Source organism: Bacillus sp. M5A3_1b (genome assembly GCF_053345335.1).
On sequence record NZ_JBKEZY010000003.1, the window covers coordinates 390,077 to 414,960 of the forward strand.

Consider the following 24,884-nt stretch of genomic DNA (forward strand, 5'->3'; position numbering starts at 1 on the left):
AGTTTTCCACTAACATCTTGTAAACAAACAATAAGTCGTCATATTTAGAAAGGGGATTTTACGCATGTTATCCATTAATCCAAATGAACAAACGGAAAAAGAGAATTACAAATTATTAACGGGAAGTATCATTCCACGCCCTGTCGCATTCGTTACTTCTGTAACAAAAGACGGCGTATTAAACGGAGCACCGTATAGCTATTTCAATATTGTCGCTGCTAATCCACCACTTATCTCAGTTTCTGTACAACGAAAAGCAGGAACACCGAAAGATACTTCTCGAAACGCAATCGAAAAGGGTGAGTTTGTCGTACATATTTCTGATGAATCTTACGTAAAAGCAATTAACGAAACAGCGGCTAACCTCCCGCCAAATGAAAGCGAAATTGAACTAGCAAAACTAACACCAATTGAAAGTGATGTTATCTCCGTTCCAGGTGTAAAAGAAGCAAATATTCGAATGGAGTGCGTACTAGAACGCGCTATCCCTCTTGGCGGAACAGAAGACTCACCAGCTTGCGATCTACTAATCGGACGCGTCGTTCGTTTCCACGTCGCAGAACACCTATACGAAAACGGCCGCATTCATGCAGAAGTACTAAAACCAGTAAGCCGTCTAGCAGGACACAACTACGCAAAACTAGGAGAACAATTTGAATTGGTAAGGCCTATCTAAAAGTGGAAGTGGCCCGCTTAGCTCTGACCGGCTAAGGTTCTCTCGCACAAAAGGTGCTTTTTACCTTTCGTGCGGGAGGTTCTTAGATGCGAAGAGCTGGCCGCTGGAACTGGATATATCTAAAGGCAGAGGCGGCTCGTTCAGAATCGCAGGGCATTGGAGCTCTCGATCTTGAAGCGCTTTTTGCTTCGAGCGAGAGAGCGAATGTAACTCAATTACTTCCATCACTCAAACATAAAATCCCCTGCTATTTAGCAAGGGATTTTATCATTGTAATTCTTCCTTTTTTTCCTCTAAAGTAGATACTTTCTCTTTTTTCGGTTTCCCAAGCTTAATTACTAAGAAATATAGGGAAAGCAATGTAATAAGAAAAACAATTATAAACGGATACGGAGAATAAAAGGCACGCGCTGCCTCCGTTTTTCCCGCAACAAACTTCAATGACTCAATATCTAAAAACTCAGCAAACATTTGTACACCGAGCATACTAAACCAAAAAACAAAAAAACTAATAATAATACCAAAAACTTGCTTCAATCTCGTCATTCATCTCATCCTTTCTATATCTATAATTTTTTAGCGCAATCAGTATAGTATAAATAAAACTATGCACAGAAAGGAGCTATCTTACCATTCGCGAATTAACTTCATCCAACCTAAAATTGAAATTTGCAAAATAATACCCCAAATAACAAGCCGTCTTAACCACCTAGGAAAAAAAGTTAAAAATCGAATATACCATTCCAATAATTTATTCATAACTCCCTCCTATTTAAAATTATATAGGAAAAAGGAGATATAATCCAAATCCAACGAGAATGATACCACCTACTATCTCGCCATATGTGCCGAGCATATCTTTTGCATGTCTACCAATTAATAAACCAATCCACGCTAATAACATACTAACAAATCCAAAAAGTAATATCGTAATAATTGTCTGCGCCCCGTAAATACCAAGACTAAGGCCTACTGAAAAACTATCTATACTAACGCCAAATGCAAATACGAATAAACTAATTCCAATAGGGGCCGTTCTAGTCTCTTCATTCTCCAAAATAGATGAATACACAATATAGAATCCTAGTCCAATTAATAAAATAGCACCTGCAAAATGTGCAATGTCTCCATACTGTTCTGATAAAAAACGACCTAATACCATCCCTATAAATGGCATGATAATATGAAATATCCCTATAGTCATACCGATATACAGGATTTGTCTTAACTTTAAGGTCATCATCCCCATACCAAGACTCACCGAGAACGCATCCATTCCTAAAGCGAATGCCATAATTATTAAAGGTATTAGCTGTTCAAACGTCATTCATGTCCCTCCTCGGACGTGCTACTTCAAAATATGCTTATCCGAGGAGAAATATTCGGTTTGCTAATCGTACCTTACGATTCAGTAATAACCTGATGGCCTGCCGCTTTCGTTAAGCGATTCATAATGGCATTCCCTATTCCTTCATTCGGGAATGATTCACTAAAAATAACATCCACTTCACTTGCATCAAACGTTCTAAGTACATCATATAATTTAGTCGCAACGCTAGCTAAATCACTTCGAACACCACAAGATAATACAACATCCGCGCTATATACATGCTGATATTCTTCCGTCGTTAATACACCTACTTTAAATCCTTCTTCCTTTTTCTTATCCACAATAAGCTGAATAAATTCACGTGAGCCCTCAACAATACTAAGCGGCGCTTTCGGTGCATAATGTGTATATTTCATTCCAGGTGATTTCGGTTTTTCCTTCTCGTCCTTTAAAGCCGGATCTAAAGAAACAGTACCGATTACCGCTTCTAATTGTTCTTTCGTAATCCCACCTGGGCGTAATATCGTTGGAACCTCGCTCGTACAATCAATTACAGTCGATTCAACACCTACTCCCGTCGCACCACCATCTACAATACCTGCAATTTTCTCATTTAAATCTTCATATACGTGAGAAGCTAGTGTCGGACTTGGGCGCCCAGAGCGATTCGCACTCGGTGCTGCAACAGGCACATTTGCCTCTTCAATAAGAGCAAGCGCTACTGGATGATCAGGCATTCTTACTCCAACCGTATTAAGTCCTGCCGTCACCTTCTCTGAAATCCCTTCTTTTCTAGGTAAAATAATTGTTAACGGGCCTGGCCAAAAATGCTCCATTAACTTCTCTGCAACTGGCGGGATTTCTTTCACAATCCCATCTAACTGTGATTTTGTACCGATGTGGACAATAAGTGGATTATCACTCGGTCTTCCTTTCGCTTCAAAAATTTTCGCGATTGCTTCATCATTCATCGCGTTTGCACCTAGTCCATATACCGTTTCTGTAGGGAAGGCAATCGCCTCATTTTCCCTTAATAATTTTGCTGCTTCTTGTAACTGTGGATAATATTTTTTTCTTTCCACAACATTATCCACAACCCACATATTTGTATGCATTTTTTCCCACGTCCTTTTCTACCCTGAAATACTTGTCTATTTTTAGTTTACTATGAGATTTATCCAAAAGACAAACAAGGTTTATCCACAAAATGTGGATAAACCTAATTAATCCGTGGATAACTTTGTGAATAGCTGACAATTTAGTATTATTGCATTTGGCTCTTTTATATTTTTACAAAAGTGTTCTAACTGTCGAATTCCCTCTGGTACGTTTTCTTTCTCTATAGTAACAAAGTCAAAAAACTGAAAGATTGTTATAGATTGTGGATGATTTGTTAGTAAGTACAATTGTCGAATATTTTTTTCGTTCATATACTGCAAAAACATTTCAAAAAAATATAAGAAAGTCTGTTTATCCACATTAGGTGTGAATAAACAAGAACGAATCAGTGCGTGTTCTTCACTTTGTTCATATCCGATGACAGCCCGTATTTCTTCCGCCTCTTCCAAAATCATAAATTGCGCGTACAACTCATTTATTTTATCATCTTTTTTATTAGCTTGTCCGAAAAAAGAATGCAATCTTTCCACATCTGCTTTCGTAGCAAAATATACTTTCTTCATAGTAAATCCCTCCTCTTTGTTATATATGAGAAGGGACCTACTAATAGTACTATTTAGAGAATAAAGATGTAAAAGCTTCTACAATAAATAATTTAACTTCTGGCTTTTCTTCCTCCTCTACTTTTACATACTCATTTTGTTTTTCTTGCTTTTGTTCCACAGGTTTCTCCACTTTTTCAACAGTTTTTGTTTCTTCTTTACTTACAGGTTGTTCTTCTACTTTCGTTTCATTTTTTACTACTTTCTTTTCAGAAGCTGTTACTTTTTTTGCAACTTCCTGCTTTACAGCTTTCTTTTCTTTCACCTTATCCTCTTTCTTCTCTGGTACATCCACTACTTCCTCATCTTGCTCCTTAACTTCCCCCTCTTCAGGAGATTCAGCCTTCACAACATGTTCTTCTTTCCTTACAGCTGTACCACTTGAAAAATCTAAGAAACACATCGGTGGAAATAATACACACCACCAGTTTGCCCCTTCCCCTTCCCCAATTGTAATCAATACCGCCTCATATTCCCCTGCTGGATAAATAAAATTACCATATACCTTTGTAGGGAACTTTACATTCTTACTAAATTTCACTTGAAATGAATCTTTACTTCCTTCTTTTTTCAACGTATTTGCCACTGTTTTTTCGATTTCTGGAATATGACTTTGAATGACTTTACGTGCCTCTTCAAATGAAGTTAAATCTGCTACCCATCCATCAATTTGTGCTTTTACTTCATCACGCACTTTGCGCTTTAAAGCCTGATCTTTATCTGAATCACTATTTGCTAAAATCCGTAATCGAACGGCCTCTTTCGGAATAACTGAAGGCCCTTTCGCATCAGCTTTCATATATCCAAACTGCACAAGCAACTGTGCACCAATTAATAATAGAAGAAGATAAGCAATAACTTGTTTTTTCATTTCCTCCACCGTCCCTTCTACAAACAGTGTGGACAGACTTTCATCTTTCTAAACTATTAAATTCAAAATCTATATAAATTTTTCCACAAAAAAATAGAGTAAGGTGTGAACCTTACTCCATCTCTGCAAATACCATACGATCTTTTCCATTAATATCAAAAACAACCTCAACATGGGCATGTGGAAAAGCTTGTTGTAACAACCCTTTTACATCCTCGCCTTGCCCTACTCCAATTTCAAATGCCACAATTGCTTTCTTCTGCAACACATTCGGCAACTCTTCCATAAAACGGCGATAGAAATCTAATCCGTCTTCACCGCCAACAAGTGCTCTCTTTGGCTCATGCTCTTTCACCACAGGAGAAAGACCACGCCAATCCTCTTCCGGTATATATGGAGGGTTTGAAACAACAACATCTAACTTTTGACCTGTTTTATAAAATGGTGACAATAAATCACCATGATAGAACGTTACTTCTGCGCCTAAAGTTTTTGCATTTTCTTTTGCAACTTCAATCGACTCTTGTGCAATATCTACCGTATACACATGAAGATTTTTATTTTCTAAAGCAAGCGTAATAGAAATCGCTCCACTACCTGTACCAATGTCCGCCACATGTAGTTTCTCATCGCCAAAATGACGCTCGATTCTTTCTAACACTCCCACTATAAGCTCTTCTGTTTCCGGTCTGGGTATTAATACTTCTTCATTCACAAAGAACGACCGTCCATAAAACATTTCATAACCAATCATATATTGAATAGGAATACCTTCTACATGTTTGTGAATAAACTCCGTAAAACTTGTTTCTTGTTCCACAGTTATTTCTTCACGCATATTCATGAGCATTCCGGTTCTGTTCGTCTTTAATACATGACAAAGGACAAGTTCTCCCGCATTTTCATCTCGTCCATTTTCCTGTAAAAAAGAAGAAGCCCATTTCAGGGCTTCATAGACACGCATTACTCAGCTGCCTCCATCTTTTGAGCCTGATCTTCCATCACTAAGGCATTGATGAAATCATCTAACTTACCTTGTAAGATTTGATCTAGCTTTTGAATCGTTAAACCGATTCGATGGTCTGTAACGCGGTTTTGCGGGAAATTATACGTACGAATACGCTCTGAACGATCACCCGTACCAACAGCTTGTTTACGGTTTTGATCATACTCAGCTTGCGCTTCTTGTCTAAACTTATCATAAACACGTGCGCGTAATACTTTCATCGCTTTTTCTTTATTCTTGATTTGTGATTTCTCATCCTGACACGATACAACTACACCAGTCGGTAAATGCGTTAAACGTACCGCTGACATCGTTGTATTAACACTTTGTCCACCAGGACCACTAGAAGCAAACGTATCAACACGAACATCTTTTTCATGAATACTAATTTCTACTTCTTCTGCCTCTGGTAATACAGCTACAGTTGCTGTAGATGTATGAATACGTCCACCAGATTCCGTTTCAGGAACACGTTGTACACGGTGAGCACCATTCTCGAATTTCAGCTTCGCAAACGCACCTTTACCGTTAATCATAAAGATAATCTCTTTATATCCACCTAACTCTGTATAGCTCGCTTCAATAATTTCAGTTTTCCAACCTTGTACCTCAGCATAACGGCTATACATACGATATAAATCACCAGCAAATAAAGCGGCCTCGTCACCACCAGCAGCACCACGAACCTCAACGATAACGTTTTTATCATCATTAGGGTCTTTTGGAACAAGTAAAATTTTCAGACGCTCTGACAATTCTTTATCTTGCCCTTCTAATTCAGAAACCTCTTCTTTTACCATGTCACGCATATCAGCGTCTAACTTATCTTCTAACATTGCTTTTGCATCTCTTAATTGCTCACGAACATCTTTATACTCACGGTACACCTCTACCGTTTCCTGCATATCAGATTGTTCCTTTGAATACTCACGAAGCTTATTCGTATCGCTAATAACCTCTGGATCACTTAACAATTCATTTAACTTCTCATAACGATCTTCTACAGCCTGCAAACGATCTAACACACCATTCACCTCTACATCCTAGTATCTAATACAAATAGTATATGGTACTTAATCAAAAAAACGCAAATTATATTTAAAAGCGTAAGCGGCTCGCTCAGAATCGCAGGCTATTTGGAACTCTCGACCTTGAAGCGCTCTTTGCTTCGAGCGAGAGAGTGAAATGGCTGGGGATTCTAGCCGCTGGAGCTAGATAATATTTAAAAGCGTAAGCGGCTTGCTCAGCTCTGACTGCTAAAGTTCTTAGCTGTACGAAGAGCCGGCCACCAATCTTCATCTATTTTCGAAAAAAACCCGCTCTACATAGCGAGTTTCATTTATCTTTGTTTTGTAGGTACTGCATGACAATGACGACAACGTGGTTCATACGATTCTGAAGCCCCAACTAAAATAATTGGATCATCAAATGCCGCTGGTTCTCCATCGATTAAACGTTGCGTACGACTTGCAGGAGATCCGCATGCAGAACACACTGCCTGCAACTTAGTTACATGTTCAGCAATCGCCATCAGCTGAGGAACTTGTCCAAATGGTAGACCACGGAAATCTTGGTCTAATCCAGCTACAATGACACGATAGCCACGATTTGCCAATACTTGCACCACTTCCACAATGTCCCCATCAAAAAATTGTACCTCATCGATTGCAATAACATCCATTTCTTCTGCTACATGGTTAAATATATCTTTTGAAGCTGAAACAGGAACTGCTTTAACCTTTAATCCATTATGTGATACAACATCTTCTTCACTATAACGATTATCAATACATGGTTTAAATACAATCGCATGTTGTTTCGCAAATTGCGTACGGCGTATACGGCGGATGAGCTCTTCTGATTTTCCAGAAAACATACTCCCGCAAATCACTTCAATCCAACCATTTTGATTCATTAAGTACATTGAGCTCTCCTTTCATCTACTTTCCTAATCCAAAGTAGGGTAAAGGTTTAATATTTTTGCAAAAAAAACAGACAAGCGAATACATACACTTGCCTGTTTTATGTTCTTTATTACTTGATACCGTATTTCTTATTGAAGCGGTCAACACGTCCGTCTGCAGTAGCAAACTTCTGACGTCCAGTGTAGAATGGGTGAGAATCAGAACTGATCTCAATTTTTAGTAATGGATAAGTGTTACCATCTTCCCACTCAACAGTTTCGCTAGAGCCTTTAGTAGACCCGCTTAAGAATTTGAAGCCTGTGTTCGTGTCCATAAATACAACTTTATTGTAATTTGGATGGATTCCTGCTTTCATTCTTTTCATCTCCTTCCGCCCTGAATCATTTTCGAAACAGAGTTTTTCATCTTCAGCTGCTTACACAACTATATTGATGAAACACATATGATGAAATTATAACAAGGCTAACTCCATTTTGCAACTACCTGTTTTTGTCTTTTTAAAATTTAAAAGCGCAAGCGGCTCGTTCAGAATCGCAGGACATTGGAGCTCTCGACCAAGAAGCGCTTTTTGCTTCGACCGAGAGAGCGAAATGGCCAGAGATTCTAGCCGCTGGAGCTGGATATAATTAAAAGCGCAAGCAGCTCGTTCAGAATCCGGGACACTTCAAACTCTCGACCCAAATATAATTTTCATCTCAAAAAATAAAATTTTTCCCATATATTACTCTCTCTAATATTCCCTTAAAAAAACATAAAAAACTCGCTTACCACAAAATAAGCGAGTCCCAATCTTTTCCCTTTACTTAGTTGTTACATATCTTTTTGAGTCTGCAACAATGTTTTGTAAAAATTCTTCATTTGTCTTTGTTTGACGAAGTTTACGTAAGAAACCTTCGACAAAGTCTGGTGTATCACGCATTGTTTTACGAATACCCCATAGCTTGTCTAAATGTTCTTTCGGAATTAATAGATCTTCTTTACGTGTACCAGAACGGCGAATATCAATTGCCGGGAAGATACGACGCTCAGCTAATGAACGATCTAAGTGAAGTTCCATATTTCCAGTTCCTTTAAATTCTTCGTAAATTACATCGTCCATACGAGATCCTGTATCAACAAGCGCTGTTGCTAAAATCGTTAAGCTACCGCCTTCTTCAATATTACGTGCAGCTCCAAAGAAACGCTTCGGTCTATGGAAGGCAGCTGGGTCGATACCACCCGATAATGTTCTACCACTTGGCGGAATAACAAGGTTGTAAGCTCGCGCTAAACGGGTAATACTATCCATTAAAATGATAACATCTTTTTTGTGCTCTACAAGACGCATTGCACGTTCTAACACAAGTTCCGCTACTTTAATATGATTTTCTGGCACTTCATCAAAAGTAGAGCTTACAACATCTCCTTTAACAGAACGTTCAATGTCTGTTACTTCCTCTGGACGCTCATCAATTAAAAGTACAATTAATTCAGCTTCCGGGTGATTTGTTGTAACACTGTGTGCGATTTCTTTTAATAGACTTGTTTTACCAGCCTTTGGAGGCGCGACAATTAAACCACGTTGTCCAAATCCAACTGGTGCGATTAAATCCATGATGCGTGTCGGTAACTTTTTCGGTTCCGTTTCCAATTTCATTTGGCGATCTGGGTATAATGGTGTTAATGCAGGGAAATGCACACGCTCTTTTGCTGACTCTGGATCATCTCCGTTTACAGCTTCAACTTGTAATAATCCAAAATAGCGTTCATTTTCTTTCGGAGGTCGTACTTTACCAGAAACCTTGTCTCCATTACGTAAATCGAAACGACGAATTTGCGAAGCTGAGATATAAATATCTTCTGAGCTTGGAGAATAGTTGATAGGACGTAGGAATCCAAATCCTTCTGATTGAATAATTTCTAATACGCCTTCCATGAAGAAGAAACCTTCTTTTTCTGCTCGAGCTTTTAGGATAGCGAAGATTAACTCTTTTTTCGTTAATTTGCTATAATACGAAATCTTAAATTCTTTCGCAAGCTCGTATAACTCTTTTAATTTCATGTTTTCTAATGCTGCAATTGACAAATTCATTCAGACACCACACTTTAACGTTATTCTCTTTTCACATGGGTAAAGGGAAAAAATACGGAAGGCAAATAATTAATAATGAAAGGCAATAAGTTCAAGTAGGGTAATATTCACTATTGTAACCCTTTTATCTAGTTTTAATCAATACGTTGAAACACAAATACAAGAAGCGAAGACAAGAAAATTTGTCTTCGCTTTTATTTAACCTAGTTCCAGTAACTAGAATGGTCAGTAGCTACAATGCCCTGCGATTCTGAACGAGCCGCTTCCACTTTTATTTAATCCAGTTCCAGCGGCTAGAATCTCCGGTCATTTCACTCTCTCGCTCGAAGCAAAAAGCGCTTCAAGGTCGAGAGTTCCAATACCCTGCGATTCTGAACGAGCCGCTTCCACTTTTTATTTAATAACCAAGTTTGGTTTTTTATTCAAGCTATGACGTCCGTCTACGAAGCGTACTGTGCCTGATTTTGCACGCATAACAAGGGATTGTGTTGTTCCTACGCTACCTTTAAATTGAACGCCGCGTAATAGTTCTCCGTCTGTTACGCCTGTTGCCGCAAAGATTGCATCGTCACCTTTTACTAAGTCTTCCATGCGAAGGATACGATTTATGTCTTCAATACCCATTTTTTTACAACGAGCTAATTCAGCTTCATTTTGAGGCAGAAGCTTTCCGTGGATTTCTCCACCTAAACATTTTAATGCAACTGCTGCTAATACACCCTCAGGTGCTCCACCAGAGCCGAATAAAATATCTACACCTGTGCGATCAAATGCAGTGTTAATTGCTCCAGCCACATCGCCATCGTTAATTAATTTAATACGAGCACCAGCTTTACGAATTTCTTCGATAATCGCTTGATGACGTGGACGGTTTAAAACTGTCGCTACAACATCTTCAATATCTTTATTTTTCGCTTTCGCAACCGCACGTAAGTTATCGATAATAGGCGCATCAATATCGACCGCCCCAACCGCTTCTGGGCCAACCGCGATTTTATCCATGTACATGTCAGGAGCATGTAACAAATTACCATGATCTGCAATTGCAATAACAGCAAGAGCATTCCATCCACCAGCTGCTACGATGTTTGTCCCTTCTAAAGGATCAACCGCAACGTCTACACGTGGTCCATATCCTGTACCTAATTTCTCTCCGATATACAGCATTGGTGCTTCGTCCATCTCGCCTTCACCAATTACAACTGTACCTTTCATCGGGATTGTATCAAATACATCACGCATAGCTGATGTTGCTGCACCGTCTGCCTCATCCTTTTTCCCGCGCCCCATCCAACGCGCTGATGATAATGCTGCAGCCTCTGTTACACGTACTAACTCCATAGATAAACTTCTTTCCACGATAATCCCTCTCCTTTAAGTCTTTATATTTCTGCCGTATTTTGTGAACCGTGTTTCTCTACAAAGTATACTTCCGCAAGTAGTGATGCTTCGCTTCCCCCTTGCGGAAGTATCACTTATGCGTTCTTCATCTCTTCAATTTCTTGGCTTGTCATTTGTTCTCGCCAAATATTTGCGCCAAGACCTTTAAGCTTGTCTACTATATTTTCATAACCTCGATCAATATGCTCAAGTCCGGTTACTTCCGTAATTCCATCCGCCATTAACCCTGCAATAACAAGAGCCGCTCCAGCTCGCAAATCACTTGCTTTCACTTTTGCGCCTTGCAATAAAACAGGACCAGTTACAATTGCCGAACGACCTTCCACTTTAATTTGTGCATTCATACGACGTAATTCATCAATGTGTTTAAAGCGTGCGCCGTAAATCGTATCCGTTACAACACCCGTTCCGTGCGCCTTTGTTAAAAGCGTTGTAAATGGTTGTTGTAAATCTGTTGGGAATCCTGGATATACAAGCGTTTTTATATCAACTACTTTTAACCTTCTATTACCGTTCACTGTAATTTGGTCATCGTTCGTTTCAACTTGGACACCAGCTTCTCTTAACTTCGCTGTAACTGACTCTAAATGCTGAGGAATCACATTATCAACCGTTATTTCTCCTCCTGATGCAGCTCCTAAAATCATATACGTACCCGCTTCAATACGATCCGGAATGATCGTATGGTGACAACCGTGCAGTGAATCCACACCATCAATTCGGATTACATCTGTGCCCGCACCTTTAATGCGTGCACCCATGCTTGTTAACAATGTAGCTACATCAATAATCTCTGGTTCTTTCGCTGCGTTTTCAATAACAGTTCTACCTTTCGCTCGCACAGCTGCTAGCATAATATTAATTGTAGCTCCTACACTAACAACATCTAAATAAATACGTGCCCCGCGCAATTCATCTGCTCTTAAATAAATCGCACCCTGTTCATTCGTAACATGTGCACCTAACGCTTCAAATCCTTTAATATGCTGATCAATAGGCCTCGGTCCTAAATGACATCCACCTGGAAGCCCAATAACAGCTTTTTTAAAACGGCCAAGCATCGCACCCATTAAATAATAAGAAGCACGCAATTTTTTCACTTTTCCATTCGGTAAAGGCATTGCAACCATGTTAGAAGGATCGACTATCATCTCTTCCTCCTGTCCATAAGCTACTCTTCCTCCAATTTCCTCTAGCAAGTCTCCTAACATTTTCACGTCCGAAATATTAGGGACACCACCAATAGTTACTGGAGTATCTGCTAAAATTGTCGCTGGAATTAGTGCAACGGCGCTGTTCTTTGCACCACTCACTCGAATTGTTCCATTTAAAGCTCTTCCGCCTTCAATTAGCAATTTTTCCATATTGAGCTCCCTTCTTATGAATGTATTTACTTTCTATATCCTTATAGAAAGCTCCCCTTAAGAATCTCAATCACTCTTTCCACCCTAACACTCAATGAATAGGAAACCATTATCTTCATTTCTCCCGTAGTACGAATAGATAAAGATTAACTATTCATCGAATTTACATTATCAATTTAGATACATTATCACATTTATTAATAGGACTATGCACATTATTTTCTATTTCAAAAACAAAATGATAAAAATCTTTAGACTTGTTCACGCTTTCATTATACAACGAAAGGAAACCGTCTAAAAGACTAGACGGTTTCCAAAACGGAATTTTATTCTTACGCTTTACCGTTAGAACCGAATTCACGCATTTTACCAGCAACAGTTGCTTTAATAGCTTCGCGGCCAGGTCCAATATATTTACGAGGATCGTAAACTTCTTGGTCTTTGCTTAATGCTTCACGAACAGCTTTTGTAAACTCAATTTGGTTCTCAGTGTTTACGTTAATTTTTGAAGTACCTAAAGAAATAGCTTTTACGATATCAGCAGTTGGGATACCAGTACCACCGTGTAATACTAAAGGTACGCCAGTGAAGTCACGAACTTGTTCCATTTCAGCGAATCCTAAGTTAGGCTCACCTTTGTAAGGACCGTGTACAGAACCTAAAGCTGGAGCTAGGCAATCGATACCTGTTGCTTCAACAAGGTGCTTACACTCTGCTGGATCAGCGTAAATTACGCCTTCAGCGATGATGTCGTCTTCTTGTCCGCCAACTGTTCCAAGCTCAGCTTCAACAGATACGTTACGAGCGTGTGCGTATTCTACTACTTTTTTAGTAGTTTCAACGTTTTCTTCGAATGGGTGGTGAGAAGCGTCGATCATTACAGATGTGAAACCTGCATCGATTGCTTCTTTACATTTTTCGAAGCTTGAACCATGGTCAAGGTGAATCGCTACAGGAACAGTGATGTTCATTTCTTCGATTAAAGCTTTAACCATAGCTACAACTGTTTTGAAACCAGTCATATGACGAGCTGCACCCTCAGATACACCTAGGATTACAGGAGACTTTTCTTCTTCCGCAGCAGCTAAGATAGCTTGAGTCCACTCTAAGTTGTTCATGTTGAATTGACCAACTGCGTATTTTCCTTCTAGTGCTGTGTTTAGCATTTCTTTCATAGAAACTAAAGGCATGGTGAATCCTCCTAAAAAACGTTTTTTGTATCCGATAAGTTCTTATCGCTGGTAGTATGACCAGAATAAGGTAAAATATGTATATTTACATACCGGACTTTTTTCTACACTCAATAGGATAACAACTTGTACTCAAAAACTCAACCGTATTCACCTGCTCAATAGTCCATGTAAACGCTTTTTTCCATATTTTTTATAAAAAATTCATTTTTTACGCCTCTACAGCAAGCTGTTCTCTCACCGCTTGACGAATCTCATCAATATCAAACGGTTTAGCAAAGTGCATTAAAGCTCCTAAATCTTTCGCTTCTTGGATCATATCAAGCTCTCCATAAGCAGTCATTAAAATTACTTTAATACTCTCATCAATTTCCTTTACATGTTTTAAAATCTCTATACCATCCATACCTGGAATTTTCATATCTAACACTACTAAATCTGGATTATCTTTTTTCACGATATCTAAAGCTTGAAATCCATTCGCTGCTTGGAATGTCTGATAACCTTCTTTTTGGAACACTTCATGTAATAACACACGAATGCCATATTGATCATCAACGATTAAAATTTTACCTTCCATAACTCCCAACCTTTCTGTGTAAATACAAGATTTAAAGCTTCTTATATCTTAACGATTAATTTTCGCTATTCTTTGGCAAATTCCTTCCTATTCTTTCTTATTTTACCGTTTCCTATTTTGTTATGCTACCCTTCGATTTCACCTTTCTAAAAAAATAAACTATAATGAAAGCCGGTAAACACGTACGAAAGGGAGTAACATTATGTTAAAAATTTTTTCAACTCAATTAAGTGGTTATTTCTCCAGAGTTTCTCAAAAAGAAGAAATGAATATAGAAGATAGCGCCCGTCTACTTGCTCAAGCATTAGTTGGCGACGGTTTCATTTATTTACATGGTACAAATGAAATGGAGGGCGTTGTCGCTGAAGCATTATTCGGTGCTGAGCCAATGAAGCAAGCAAAACGATTATTTGAAAATGGTAAAGAAGTAGAAGTAACTTCTGCAGACCGTGTACTTCTTATTAGCCGTTTTTCAACAGATGAAGAAGTTGTAGCAATGGCAAAAAAACTTCAAGCTGATGGACACTCTATTGTCGGCATCTCTGCTATTCAAGAAGGTACTGAATCACTAGAACAATATACAGATGTACATATTGATACTAAGCTGTTAAAAGGCCTTATTCCAGACGATGAAGGCAATCGCTACGGATTCCCAAGTTTAATGATAGCTTTATTTGCATATCATGGGATCAAATTTACAATCGATGAAATGTTAAATGAATATTAAAAAAAGCGCCCTATTTCAGGCGCTTTTTTTTATTACTTGCTCTCTTTATTCGTAATAGAAGCACTTACGAAGTCATGGAACAATGGTTGTGGACGGTTTGGACGAGATACAAGTTCTGGATGGAACTGTGCCGCCACGAACCAAGGGTGGTCTTTTAATTCAATGATTTCAACTAGACGACCGTCTGGGCTTGTACCAGAGAATACAAATCCTGCTTTTTCCATATCCGGACGGAATTGATTGTTGAACTCATAACGATGACGATGACGCTCATATACAACCGGCTCGTTGTAAGCATTGTAAGCATTTGTTTCTTCAGCAAGCTTACATGGGTATAGACCAAGACGAAGTGTGCCACCTAAGTCTTCTACATCTTTTTGTTCTGGTAATAAGTCAATGATTGCATAAGGTGTGTCAGGATTAATTTCAGAAGAGTTAGCTCCTTCTAATCCTAATACGTTACGTGCGAATTCGATTGATGCAAGTTGCATACCTAGGCAAATTCCTAAGAATGGAACTTTGTTTTCACGAGCATATTGAATTGCAACGATTTTACCTTCTACACCACGATCGCCGAATCCACCAGGTACAAGGATACCATCTGTGTCACCAACTAATTCTTGTACGTTCTCTGGTGTTACGTGCTCAGCGTTTACCCATTTCACTTCTACATCTGTGTCGAATGAATAACCCGCATGACGAAGTGCTTCTACAACAGAAATATATGCATCTTGAAGTTCTACGTATTTACCAACAAGAGCAATTTTTGTTTTCTTAGAAAGGTTACGTACTTTATTAACTAGCGCAGTCCACTCTGTCATATCTGCAGCTGGATTGTCTAATTTTAAGTGATCGCAAACGATTTGGTCCATATTTTGCTCTTGAAGAGATAATGGAACCGCATATAAAGTATCTGCATCGCGTGCTTCGATAACTGCTTTTGTATCAATGTCACAGAATAATGCAAGCTTGTCTTTCATATCTTGAGAAACAGGCAATTCTGTACGAACAACGATAATATTTGGTTGAATACCTAAGCTGCGAAGCTCTTTAACGCTATGTTGCGTTGGTTTTGTTTTCATTTCACCCGCTGCTTTTAAGTACGGGATTAACGTACAGTGAATGTACATTACATTGTCACGACCGATGTCGCTCTTAATTTGACGGATTGCTTCTAAGAATGGTAGAGACTCGATGTCACCAACAGTTCCACCAATTTCTGTAATAACAACGTCCGCGTTTGTTTCGCGACCAGAACGGTATACACGCTCTTTAATTTCGTTAGTAATGTGAGGAATAACCTGAACTGTTCCTCCTAGGTATTCACCACGACGCTCTTTTTGAAGAACTGAAGAGTAAATTTTACCTGTTGTTACGTTGCTGTATTTGTTTAAGTTGATGTCGATGAAACGCTCATAGTGACCAAGGTCTAAATCAGTTTCTGCACCATCATCTGTTACGAATACCTCACCGTGTTGGTATGGGCTCATAGTCCCTGGGTCTACGTTAATGTATGGATCAAACTTTTGAATCGTTACGTTTAAACCACGATTTTTTAAAAGTCTTCCAAGAGATGCTGCTGTAATACCTTTTCCTAAAGACGATACTACACCGCCTGTTACAAAAATATACTTAGTCATGAAAAAGCTCCCTCCTATTTTGCTGTTATATAATCACCGTTGCAAAGCGCAACGTATGTAGATAACACTGTATCCATCTTATTGTTAGACTCTTTTTATTTTCTAAACAAAAAACAAAAAAGAAAATTGCTCCCCTCATCACATAAAGTAATAAGTAGGGAGCAATTTTCTTTTATATTTACACTTTAAAAGTATTATCGTCCTTTTTTAAAGAGCCCAAAAATGATTCTACATGGACGATAATGAAAAGTCAAGAACTACAGTTCTTCCTCTTCTTCTTCTTCAGCTTCAGCTTCATCGTACTCAAGTTCTTCTTCGGCGAAGTCATCGTCATCATCTTCATCTAAATCATCAAGATCATCGTCGTCTCCGTCTTCTTCTTCAAGAACCTTGTCCAAATCTTCTACCTCTTCTTCATTTGCGTCTGCATCGTCGAAGTCTTCATCTTCTTCGATGTAGTCGTCAAAACCGTCCTCTTCAACTTTACGTTTCTTCTTCGGTTTTGGCTGAGGTAAGATTTCTTCATCAATTTGCTCATATGGGTACCAGCTACGTAGTCCCCAACGATTTTCTCCTAAATTAATGAAACGTCCATCGATGTTTAAATCTGTATAAAATTGTGCGAGTTTCGCATTAACTTGCTCTTGAGATAGTCCCAGCACTTGAGCGATTTCTCGAACCAACTCGTTGAATGTCGTTGCTTGTCTTTTATCCCCTAAAACGCTATGTACAACTTCAATCATTGAACATTCTTTTAGCTCTTCTGGTGAATATTGCTTAAAATTCACTTATGCGGCACTTCCTTTCTTCAAATATAACCTTATATATAACGGTCTGCTTAAAAAAATCCATACTATTCATTATAAACAAAAGTCGCACAAATATGCTACAAAAAAAACGGGAAACTTTAATATGATAATAAAATTATAATTTGTCTATTCCTTATTTCGGAAACATATGCGCTCCTTGCAGTACATACCTAATTTGCATTTCTGTATATTCTTCCAGCGTATACAGTTTTTGCAGGGCCCAACGTCTAAATCCCCACATTTGTCCTTGTATGAAAATGTTATGTGCAAGAAGCTGTATCTCTTTTTTATTTAATGTAAATGTCCCATTTTCTGTACACTGCTCTAAAATATTCTCAAACATTCCGACCATTTGAAACTCTTTTTCTAATACATATGGGAGTGATTCTTTCGGTAAAAAACGTACCTCTTGATACATAATTAATACTTCTTCTTGCAATTCATCCATCACTTTAAAATAATTCTTTATCGCTATCTTTAAGCTTTCTATACTTCCCTTCTCTGTACACACTACTTCCTCTAATCTTTCTTTTACATGTTCATAAATACTATCACAAACTAAATATAAAACATCATCTTTTGTACGAATGTACTCATAAAGTGTTCCAATACTAAACCCAGCCGCCTTCGCAATCTCTCTCGTTGTTGTACGTGGGAACCCTTTTTGCTTAAACAATTGCACCGCACCTTTAATCATTTGTTCACGTCTTAACGCAACTAATTTTTCATCTTTCACGGACGCATGTACATTATGTTTAACCATCCCCTTCACCTCTCTCTATTATTTTTTGGAAGGAAAAAGCGTAGGAAAATACCTACGCCTTTGCTCCTACTTCGTTAACATACGAGAAATTACAAGCCTTTGAATCTCTTGTGTTCCCTCATATATTTGTGTAATCTTTGCATCGCGCATATAACGCTCTACTGGATAATCTTTCGTATAACCGTAACCACCAAATACTTGTACCGCTTCAGTCGTCACCTTCATCGCTGTATCGCCTGCAAATACCTTTGACATCGCTGACTCTTTCCCATACGGAAGCCCTTCCGATTCAAGCCAAGCCGCTTGGTATGTTAGAAGACGCGCCGCCTCCACATCCGTTGCCATATCTGCAAGTTTAAAGCCAATTCCTTGCTGCGCCGCAATAGGTTTCCCAAACTGATGACGCTCTCTTGCATATTCTACAGACGCATCTAAAGCGCCTTGCGCAATACCGACTGCTTGCGCGGCAATACCATTACGGCCGCCATCTAATGTTTGCATCGCAACTTTAAATCCTTGCCCCTCTTCCCCTAGTAGGTTCTCTACAGGAATACGGCAATCTTCGAACATAATTTCAGTTGTTGGTGAAGAGCGAATCCCTAACTTGCTTTCCTTCTTCCCAACTGAAAATCCTGGTGTATCACTTTCCACAATAAACGCGCTCGTACCACGCTGCTTCGATTCGGGATCAGTTAACGCGAAAACAACATAAATATCAGCAATACCGCCATTTGTAATAAAGATTTTCGATCCATTTAGAATGTAATGGTCTCCATCTCGTTTCGCAGTTGTCCTCATTCCGCCAGCATCTGAACCAGAACTTGGTTCCGTTAAACCGTATGCACCAATTTTCGTTCCTTCTGCCATCGGTCGTAAAAACTTTTGCTTTTGTTCTTCCGTTCCAAATTTAAAAATTGGCCAACCAGCAAGTGAAGTGTGTGCAGACAGCGTTACACCTGTTGAAGCACAAACACGAGATAATTCTTCGATAGCAATTACATACGCTAAGTAATCGCTTCCAATTCCACCGTATTCTTCAGGCCACGGAATGCCGGTTAAACCAAGCTCTGCCATTTGATCAAATAGTGCACGATCAAATCTCTCTTCTTCATCACGCTCAGCTGCCGTCGGTGCTACTTCGTTCTTAGCAAAATCCCGAACCATTTTTCTTATCATTTCATGTTCTTCTGATAGTTTAAAATGCATTTCCGTCTCCCCCTTGTCCTTTTATAAAGCTCGACTAATAACAAGTTTCTGTATCTCACTCGTTCCTTCATATATTTGCGTGATTTTCGCATCACGGAAAAATCGTTCTACCGGATAGTCTTTCGTATAACCGTAACCACCAAATACTTGCACCGCTTCAATCGCAACTTCAACAGCCGTCTTAGAAGCGAATAATTTCGCAATAGAAGCTTCTTTACCGCATGGTAATCCTTGCGCTCTTAGCGATGCCGCTCTGTATACAAGTAATCGCGCTGCTTCTACACTAGTCGCCATATCTGCAAGTTTGAATCCGATTCCTTGCTGCGCCGCAATTGGCTTGCCGAATTGCTCACGCTCTTTCGCATAATCAATCGCACATGCAAGCGCCGCTTCCGCGATTCCTAATGCCTGCGCTCCGATTCCAATTCGTCCAACATCTAAATTCGCCATTGCCACCTTAAATCCTTGTCCTTCTTCACCAAGCAAATTCTCGGCCGGCACTTTCATATCTTCAAACGTAAGTTGTACCGTGCGAGAACCAAGAAGTCCCATTTTATGCTCATCTTTGCCGATAACTAAGCCTGGTGTATCTTTCTCTACTATAAATGCAGAAATCCCACTTTTTCCTGCCTCTGGATTTGTAGAAGCGAATATAATGTATGTACTTGCTTCACCGCCATTTGTAATAAACACTTTCGATCCATTAATAATGTAGTGATTGCCTTTCTTTACAGCTCTTGATTTCAAACTCCCTGCATCTGATCCTGCATTTGGTTCTGTTAATGCAAATGCACCTAAATATTCACCAGTCGCAAGTTTAGAAACATATTTCTGCTTCTGTTCTTCTGTTCCAAAATATAAAATCGGGTTCATTCCAACTGACGTATGTACAGCTAAAATTACACCAACCGTTGCACTTACCTTTGAAATTTCCTCAATTGCTAAAATGTAAGAAATAAAATCCATTTCTGCCCCACCATATTTTGCAGGCGCTGGAATACCCATTAGTCCAAGCTCACCCATCTTCTGCAAAATCTCTTTCGGGAACACCCCTTGTTCCATACTAGGAACAAAGGGAGCTATTTCCTTCTGCGCAAAATCGCGAACCATTTTCCTCATCATTTGTTGCTCTTCAGTAAAATGAAAGTTCATGTACTCCGCCTCCGTTTGCTATATATCTTTTTAATAATTTGGTAAGACCACTATTTTAATAAAAGGAGGACTTTATTCGTAAACGTAGAAACCACGGCCTGTTTTACGTCCTAACCATCCTGCGTTCACATACTTGCGTAATAATGGACATGGGCGATATTTACTATCTCCTAATCCTTCATGCAACACTTCCATAATGTATAAACATGTATCTAAACCGATAAAATCAGCTAATGTAAGTGGTCCCATCGGATGATTCATACCTAGTTTCATTACTTCATCAATCGCTTCTTTCGTCGCTACACCTTCATATAACGTATAGATCGCTTCGTTAATCATCGGTAATAAAATACGGTTCGATACAAATCCTGGGAAATCATTTACTTCAACTGGCACTTTCCCGATTTTTTTCGTAATATCTTCAATTGTTTCATACACCTCATCATCTGTAGCTAAACCACGAATAATTTCAACAAGTTTCATAACTGGAACTGGATTCATAAAATGCATGCCAATTACTTTTTCTGGGCGTTTCGTTACTGCTGCAATTTCAGTAATTGGTAGAGAGGACGTATTCGTCGCTAAAATTGCGTGTTCTGGAGCGATTTCATCTAGATTCGCGAAAATTTTCTTTTTAATTTCCATTTTCTCAACAGCCGCTTCAATAACAAGATCCGCTTCCTTCACACAATCTAAATCAAGCGTTACTGTAAGGCGATTTAACGTCGCTTCCTTTTCTTCTTCCTTCATGCGCCCTTTTTCTACTTGACGCGCTAAGTTTTTCGTAATAATAGCCAATCCTCTGTCTAATTGCTCTTGTTTTAAATCTTGTACCTTCACATCATATCCTGCCATTGCACATACTTGTGCGATTCCCGAACCCATTTGTCCTGCACCAATTACAACTATTTTTTGCACACCCATTCTTTCTTCCCCCTTAATATAAAATGTTAATAAATCAAAAATCACCTACACGTAAATTAACAAACTTCAATCATAATTGCGTCACCTTGACCGCCACCGCTACAAATAGAAGCAATTCCAATTCCACCGCCGCGCTGCTTCAGTGCGTGGATAAGTGTAACGATAATACGCGCTCCACTTGCTCCAATTGGATGTCCCATTGCCACTGCGCCGCCGTTTACATTCAATTTATCTGGGTCAATTCCTGCAATCTCTGTACTTGCAATTGCTACCGCTGCAAATGCTTCATTAATCTCGAATAAATCGATATCTTCAATTGTCTTGCCTGTTTTTTTCAACAATTCGTTAATTGCATAACCTGGCGTTCTTGGGAAATCTTTAGACTCCACTGCAATTGCTGTATGTGCCAAAATTGTCGCTAATGGCTTTCTTCCTTCTTGCTTTGCTCTGTCTTCGCTCATTAATACGAGCGCAGCACCGCCATCATTTAGTCCAGGAGCATTACCCGCTGTCACTGCCGACGTCTTATCAAATACAGGTTTTAATTTCGCTAATTTTTCAATCGTTGTATCCGCGCGTGGCGCCTCATCTTTTGCAACGACAATAGGATCGCCTTTTCTTTGCGGAATCGTTACTGGCACGATTTCCTCTTCAAAACGTCCTTCTTTATGCGCTGAAACCGCACGCTGATGGCTACGATATGCCCATTCATCTTGCGCTTCGCGAGAGATTCCATCTTCCTTCGCAACTTCTCCGCCATAAACACCCATGTGTGTACCTGAAAATGCGCATGTCAAGCCGTCAGCAACGTTTAAATCGATGATTTCGTTGTTCCCCATTCTGTATCCCCATCTTGCACCTCGTAAAATGTAAGGACTGTTACTCATCGACTCCATACCGCCAGCTACAATTAGTGATTGATCGCCAGTACGAATAATTTGATCCGCTAACGTAACCGCACGAAGCCCTGATGCACAAACTTTATTCACTGTTTCCGTCTGTACTTCCCAAGGGATTCCAGCAGCCCTCGCAGCTTGGCGCGATGGAATTTGCCCCTGCCCCCCTTGAATAACCGTTCCAAATATAACTTCCTCAACATCACTAGCAGAAACATTTGCTCTCTCAAGCGCTGCTTTAATTGCAATTCCCCCAAGTTCTGTCGCCTTCACGTCTTTTAAAGATCCTCCAAATTTCCCAACCGGTGTTCTTGCAGCACTTAAAATAACTGTTTTACTCATATCAATTTCCCCCATCTCTTTTTTTTAGCACCGAGCGCTCGCTCGGTGTTCTTACGTTGAGAAGAGGTGCAACGATTGCACCTCTCTCTAAAGTTGTATTCATGCTTGCAGATTACATCGCTTCTTTCTTCTGTCCGATAACAGAGCGTTCTAAAATCTCTGTTACATCAAGAGTTTGAACCTTCTCTTCTACTTCTTTCGCTTTCGTCCCATCGCTAATCATCGTTAAGCAATATGGACAACCTGTACCGATAATGGATGGCTCTACAGCTAGTGCTTGTTCTGTACGAGCAACGTTAATACGTGAACCTGCCGTCTCTTCCATCCACATTAAGCCACCACCTGCGCCACAGCACATTCCGGTTTCACGGTTACGTGCCATTTCTACAAGATTCACACCAGGAATTGCTTTCAAAATATCGCGTGGCGCTTCGTATACTTCGTTGTATCTTCCTAAGTAACAGGAATCATGGTACGTAACTGTTTCCTCAATAGCGTGAACAGGTTTTAAGCGCCCTTCTTTCACCCACTGAGCTAACAATTCTGTATGATGATAGACTTCTGCTTGCAAGCCAAAGTCTGGATACTCATTTTTAAATGTGTTATAAGCGTGAGGATCAATCGTAACGATTTTCTTCACCCCTGCTTTTTCAAATTCCTCGATATTCTTTGTCGCCATTTCTTGGAAGACAAATTCATTTCCAAGACGTCGCGGTGTATCTCCAGAATTCTTTTCTTTATTACCAAGTATCGCGAATGAAATGCCTGCTTCGTTCATTAACTTCGCAAACGATATCGCAATCTTCTGACTACGATTATCATATGATCCCATTGAACCAACCCAGAATAAATATTCGAACTCCTCGCCAGCTTTCGATTTTTCTTTTACAGTTGGAACCGTTACTTCATCATCACCTTGGCGCCAAGTTTCACGCTCTTTACGGTTCAGTCCCCACGGATTCCCTTGACGCTCGATATTTGTCATCGCACGCTGCGCTTCCGCGTCCATCTTTCCTTCTGTTAGAACGAGATAGCGGCGTAAATCAATAATTTTGTCAACATGCTCATTCATAACCGGACACTGATCTTCACAGTTACGGCACGTTGTACAAGCCCAAATCTCTTCCTCTGTAATAACATCTCCGATTAAACTCGGATCGTAAGCAAGCGTTGTAGCTGCTGATTCTTGTTGCCCTTTCCCAGCTGCCATCATCGCTAACTGATTTCCTTGTGTATTATTAAAAGCAACTACTGGAACCCACGGTGCTTTTGATGTCACTGCTGCTCCTTTATCAGTTAAATGATCGCGAAGTTTTAAAATTAAATCCATCGGCGATAACATTTTCCCTGTCCCTGTTGCCGGGCACATATTTGTACAGCGACCACACTCTACGCAAGCGTATAAATCAATAAGCTGATTTTGTCTAAAGTCTTCGATTTTACCAACACCAAATGTTTCTTGCGTTTCATCTTCAAAGTCAATCTTTTCAAGTTTCCCTGGATTTGAAAGACGTCCGAAGAAAACGTTAACTGGTCCCGCAATTAAATGCGCGTGTTTTGATTGTGGAACATACACTAAAAACGTTAACAAAATTAGTAGATGCACCCACCAAGAGAAATAGAACACAGAAATGGCTGCGGTTTCATTTATTCCCGAGAAAACGTAAGCGATTGCAGAAGCGATTGGTTCACTCCATGAAAGCTCCTCGCCGTGCCATATAATTCCCATCCCATTACCAAGTAGCACAGAAATCATTAAGCCACCAATAAAGATAAGAACAAGGCCTGATTTGAAATTACGTTTTAAACGAACTAGCTTCTCAACATAACGTCTATGAAAAGCCCAAAAGACTGCAATTAAAATAACAAGTGTGACAATTTCCTGGAAGAATGTAAATGCAGGGTATAGTGGTCCAAGTGGAAGATGTGATCCTGGTGCGAGTCCTTTCCAAACGAAGTCAATTGCTCCAAATTGGACAAGAATAAATCCGTAAAAGAACATAACGTGAATAATGCCGCTCTTCTTATCTTTCAGCAGCTTTTTCTGACCGAAAACATTGACCTTAAGGAGATCCCAACGCTCTTTAAAACGACGGTCAAATTCAATCTTTTTTCCTAACTGTATGTAGGCCATCCTCGTCCGTATAAGATACACAAACAAATATCCCGCATAAGCAATAACAGCAATGGCAGCCAGCCAATTAATGATCAGTAAGCTATTCATTTTTATGCTACCCCTCTCTTTGTAAGCCCTCTTTCTTTTTTTAGAATCTTCGAAAACATATAATTT

The 24,884-nt window shown here is 39.5% G+C and carries 24 protein-coding genes and 1 pseudogene; 2 read left to right on the plus strand and 23 right to left on the minus strand.

From position 1 onward, the window contains the following. The first annotated feature begins 64 nt into the window (after positions 1-64). Entirely contained in the window at positions 65-676 is a 612-nt protein-coding gene (locus tag ACLBWW_RS11690) for a flavin reductase family protein (protein ID WP_048542688.1), read from the plus strand. 267 nt (positions 677-943) lie between these two features. On the opposite strand, the gene ACLBWW_RS11695 is transcribed toward ACLBWW_RS11690, so the two are convergent. The 15 genes from ACLBWW_RS11695 to spo0F all read right to left on the minus strand — a co-directional run bounded on the left by ACLBWW_RS11695 (position 944) and on the right by spo0F (position 14,135). Beyond that, complete coding sequence (locus tag ACLBWW_RS11695; RefSeq protein WP_048542692.1) at positions 944-1,222, minus strand: DUF3935 domain-containing protein; 279 nt, start codon at positions 1,220-1,222, stop codon at positions 944-946. A gap of 81 nt (positions 1,223-1,303) precedes the next feature. Then, entirely contained in the window at positions 1,304-1,435 is a 132-nt protein-coding gene (locus tag ACLBWW_RS11700; RefSeq protein WP_001037624.1) for a hypothetical protein, read from the minus strand. A 19-nt stretch (positions 1,436-1,454) separates the two neighbouring features. Next, positions 1,455-2,003, minus strand: coding sequence for a manganese efflux pump MntP (locus ACLBWW_RS11705; RefSeq protein ID WP_048542694.1), 549 nt, complete (start codon positions 2,001-2,003; stop codon positions 1,455-1,457). A gap of 74 nt (positions 2,004-2,077) precedes the next feature. After that, entirely contained in the window at positions 2,078-3,121 is a 1,044-nt protein-coding gene (locus tag ACLBWW_RS11710; RefSeq protein ID WP_048560279.1) for an L-threonylcarbamoyladenylate synthase, read from the minus strand. Positions 3,122-3,229: 108 nt separating this feature from the next. Then, positions 3,230-3,688 (minus strand): hypothetical protein, encoded by a 459-nt coding sequence (locus tag ACLBWW_RS11715; RefSeq protein ID WP_000758432.1) that lies wholly within the window; start codon positions 3,686-3,688, stop codon positions 3,230-3,232. 49 nt (positions 3,689-3,737) lie between these two features. Then, positions 3,738-4,598, minus strand: a complete 861-nt coding sequence (gene spoIIR, locus ACLBWW_RS11720) for a stage II sporulation protein R (RefSeq protein WP_098132305.1) — start codon at positions 4,596-4,598, stop codon at positions 3,738-3,740. Positions 4,599-4,710: 112 nt separating this feature from the next. Further along, a complete protein-coding gene (prmC, locus tag ACLBWW_RS11725) occupies positions 4,711-5,562 on the minus strand; it encodes a peptide chain release factor N(5)-glutamine methyltransferase (protein ID WP_048542701.1) in 852 nt (283 codons plus the stop codon). Next, positions 5,562-6,629 (minus strand): peptide chain release factor 1, encoded by a 1,068-nt coding sequence (prfA, locus tag ACLBWW_RS11730; protein WP_002096180.1) that lies wholly within the window; start codon positions 6,627-6,629, stop codon positions 5,562-5,564. The genes prmC and prfA overlap by 1 nt, the downstream gene beginning before the upstream one ends. Positions 6,630-6,943: 314 nt before the next feature. After that, positions 6,944-7,528 carry a thymidine kinase gene (locus ACLBWW_RS11735; RefSeq protein ID WP_000281084.1) on the minus strand — a complete coding sequence of 195 codons (585 nt, stop codon included), beginning with the start codon at positions 7,526-7,528 and terminating at the stop codon, positions 6,944-6,946. Positions 7,529-7,638: 110 nt separating this feature from the next. After that, on the minus strand, positions 7,639-7,884 hold the full coding sequence (locus ACLBWW_RS11740; protein WP_000643447.1) for a type B 50S ribosomal protein L31: 246 nt from the start codon (positions 7,882-7,884) through the stop codon (positions 7,639-7,641). 444 nt (positions 7,885-8,328) lie between these two features. Beyond that, positions 8,329-9,600, minus strand: a complete 1,272-nt coding sequence (gene rho, locus ACLBWW_RS11745) for a transcription termination factor Rho (RefSeq protein ID WP_001053898.1) — start codon at positions 9,598-9,600, stop codon at positions 8,329-8,331. Between the two features lie 393 nt (positions 9,601-9,993). After that, positions 9,994-10,959, minus strand: coding sequence for a class II fructose-bisphosphatase (glpX, locus tag ACLBWW_RS11750; protein ID WP_000442336.1), 966 nt, complete (start codon positions 10,957-10,959; stop codon positions 9,994-9,996). A 116-nt stretch (positions 10,960-11,075) separates the two neighbouring features. Further along, entirely contained in the window at positions 11,076-12,365 is a 1,290-nt protein-coding gene (gene murA, locus ACLBWW_RS11755) for a UDP-N-acetylglucosamine 1-carboxyvinyltransferase (protein WP_000413258.1), read from the minus strand. Between the two features lie 332 nt (positions 12,366-12,697). After that, complete coding sequence (locus ACLBWW_RS11760; protein ID WP_048542703.1) at positions 12,698-13,555, minus strand: class II fructose-bisphosphate aldolase; 858 nt, start codon at positions 13,553-13,555, stop codon at positions 12,698-12,700. Positions 13,556-13,766: 211 nt separating this feature from the next. After that, a complete protein-coding gene (spo0F, locus tag ACLBWW_RS11765; protein ID WP_000398593.1) occupies positions 13,767-14,135 on the minus strand; it encodes a sporulation initiation phosphotransferase Spo0F in 369 nt (122 codons plus the stop codon). Positions 14,136-14,337: 202 nt separating this feature from the next. Here spo0F and ACLBWW_RS11770 point away from each other — a divergent pair, with 202 nt between their 5' ends. Further along, complete coding sequence (locus ACLBWW_RS11770; RefSeq protein WP_000912405.1) at positions 14,338-14,862, plus strand: DUF2529 domain-containing protein; 525 nt, start codon at positions 14,338-14,340, stop codon at positions 14,860-14,862. Between the two features lie 32 nt (positions 14,863-14,894). On the opposite strand, the gene pyrG is transcribed toward ACLBWW_RS11770, so the two are convergent. The 8 genes and pseudogenes from pyrG to ACLBWW_RS11810 form a co-directional block, all read right to left on the minus strand. Beyond that, positions 14,895-16,502, minus strand: a complete 1,608-nt coding sequence (gene pyrG, locus ACLBWW_RS11775; RefSeq protein WP_000170450.1) for a CTP synthase — start codon at positions 16,500-16,502, stop codon at positions 14,895-14,897. Positions 16,503-16,759: 257 nt separating this feature from the next. Next, a complete protein-coding gene (rpoE, locus tag ACLBWW_RS11780) occupies positions 16,760-17,290 on the minus strand; it encodes a DNA-directed RNA polymerase subunit delta (protein WP_048542705.1) in 531 nt (176 codons plus the stop codon). A 154-nt stretch (positions 17,291-17,444) separates the two neighbouring features. Beyond that, complete coding sequence (locus ACLBWW_RS11785) at positions 17,445-18,074, minus strand: TetR/AcrR family transcriptional regulator (protein WP_048542708.1); 630 nt, start codon at positions 18,072-18,074, stop codon at positions 17,445-17,447. A 66-nt stretch (positions 18,075-18,140) separates the two neighbouring features. Then, on the minus strand, positions 18,141-19,280 hold the full coding sequence (acdA, locus tag ACLBWW_RS11790) for an acyl-CoA dehydrogenase AcdA (RefSeq protein WP_000545531.1): 1,140 nt from the start codon (positions 19,278-19,280) through the stop codon (positions 18,141-18,143). Positions 19,281-19,301: 21 nt separating this feature from the next. Then, positions 19,302-20,432 (minus strand): acyl-CoA dehydrogenase, encoded by a 1,131-nt coding sequence (locus ACLBWW_RS11795; RefSeq protein WP_447614046.1) that lies wholly within the window; start codon positions 20,430-20,432, stop codon positions 19,302-19,304. A gap of 72 nt (positions 20,433-20,504) precedes the next feature. Continuing rightward, positions 20,505-21,356: a 3-hydroxybutyryl-CoA dehydrogenase gene (locus ACLBWW_RS11800; protein WP_048542712.1), complete on the minus strand. Its 852-nt coding sequence runs from the start codon at positions 21,354-21,356 to the stop codon at positions 20,505-20,507. Positions 21,357-21,412: 56 nt separating this feature from the next. Continuing rightward, positions 21,413-22,697 (minus strand): annotated as a pseudogene (locus ACLBWW_RS11805) (acetyl-CoA C-acetyltransferase). 9 nt (positions 22,698-22,706) lie between these two features. Further along, the gene (locus tag ACLBWW_RS11810) at positions 22,707-24,818 is read right to left on the minus strand and encodes a heterodisulfide reductase-related iron-sulfur binding cluster (protein WP_048542718.1); all 2,112 of its coding nucleotides are present in this window, start codon (positions 24,816-24,818) and stop codon (positions 22,707-22,709) included. Positions 24,819-24,884: the final 66 nt, after the last annotated feature.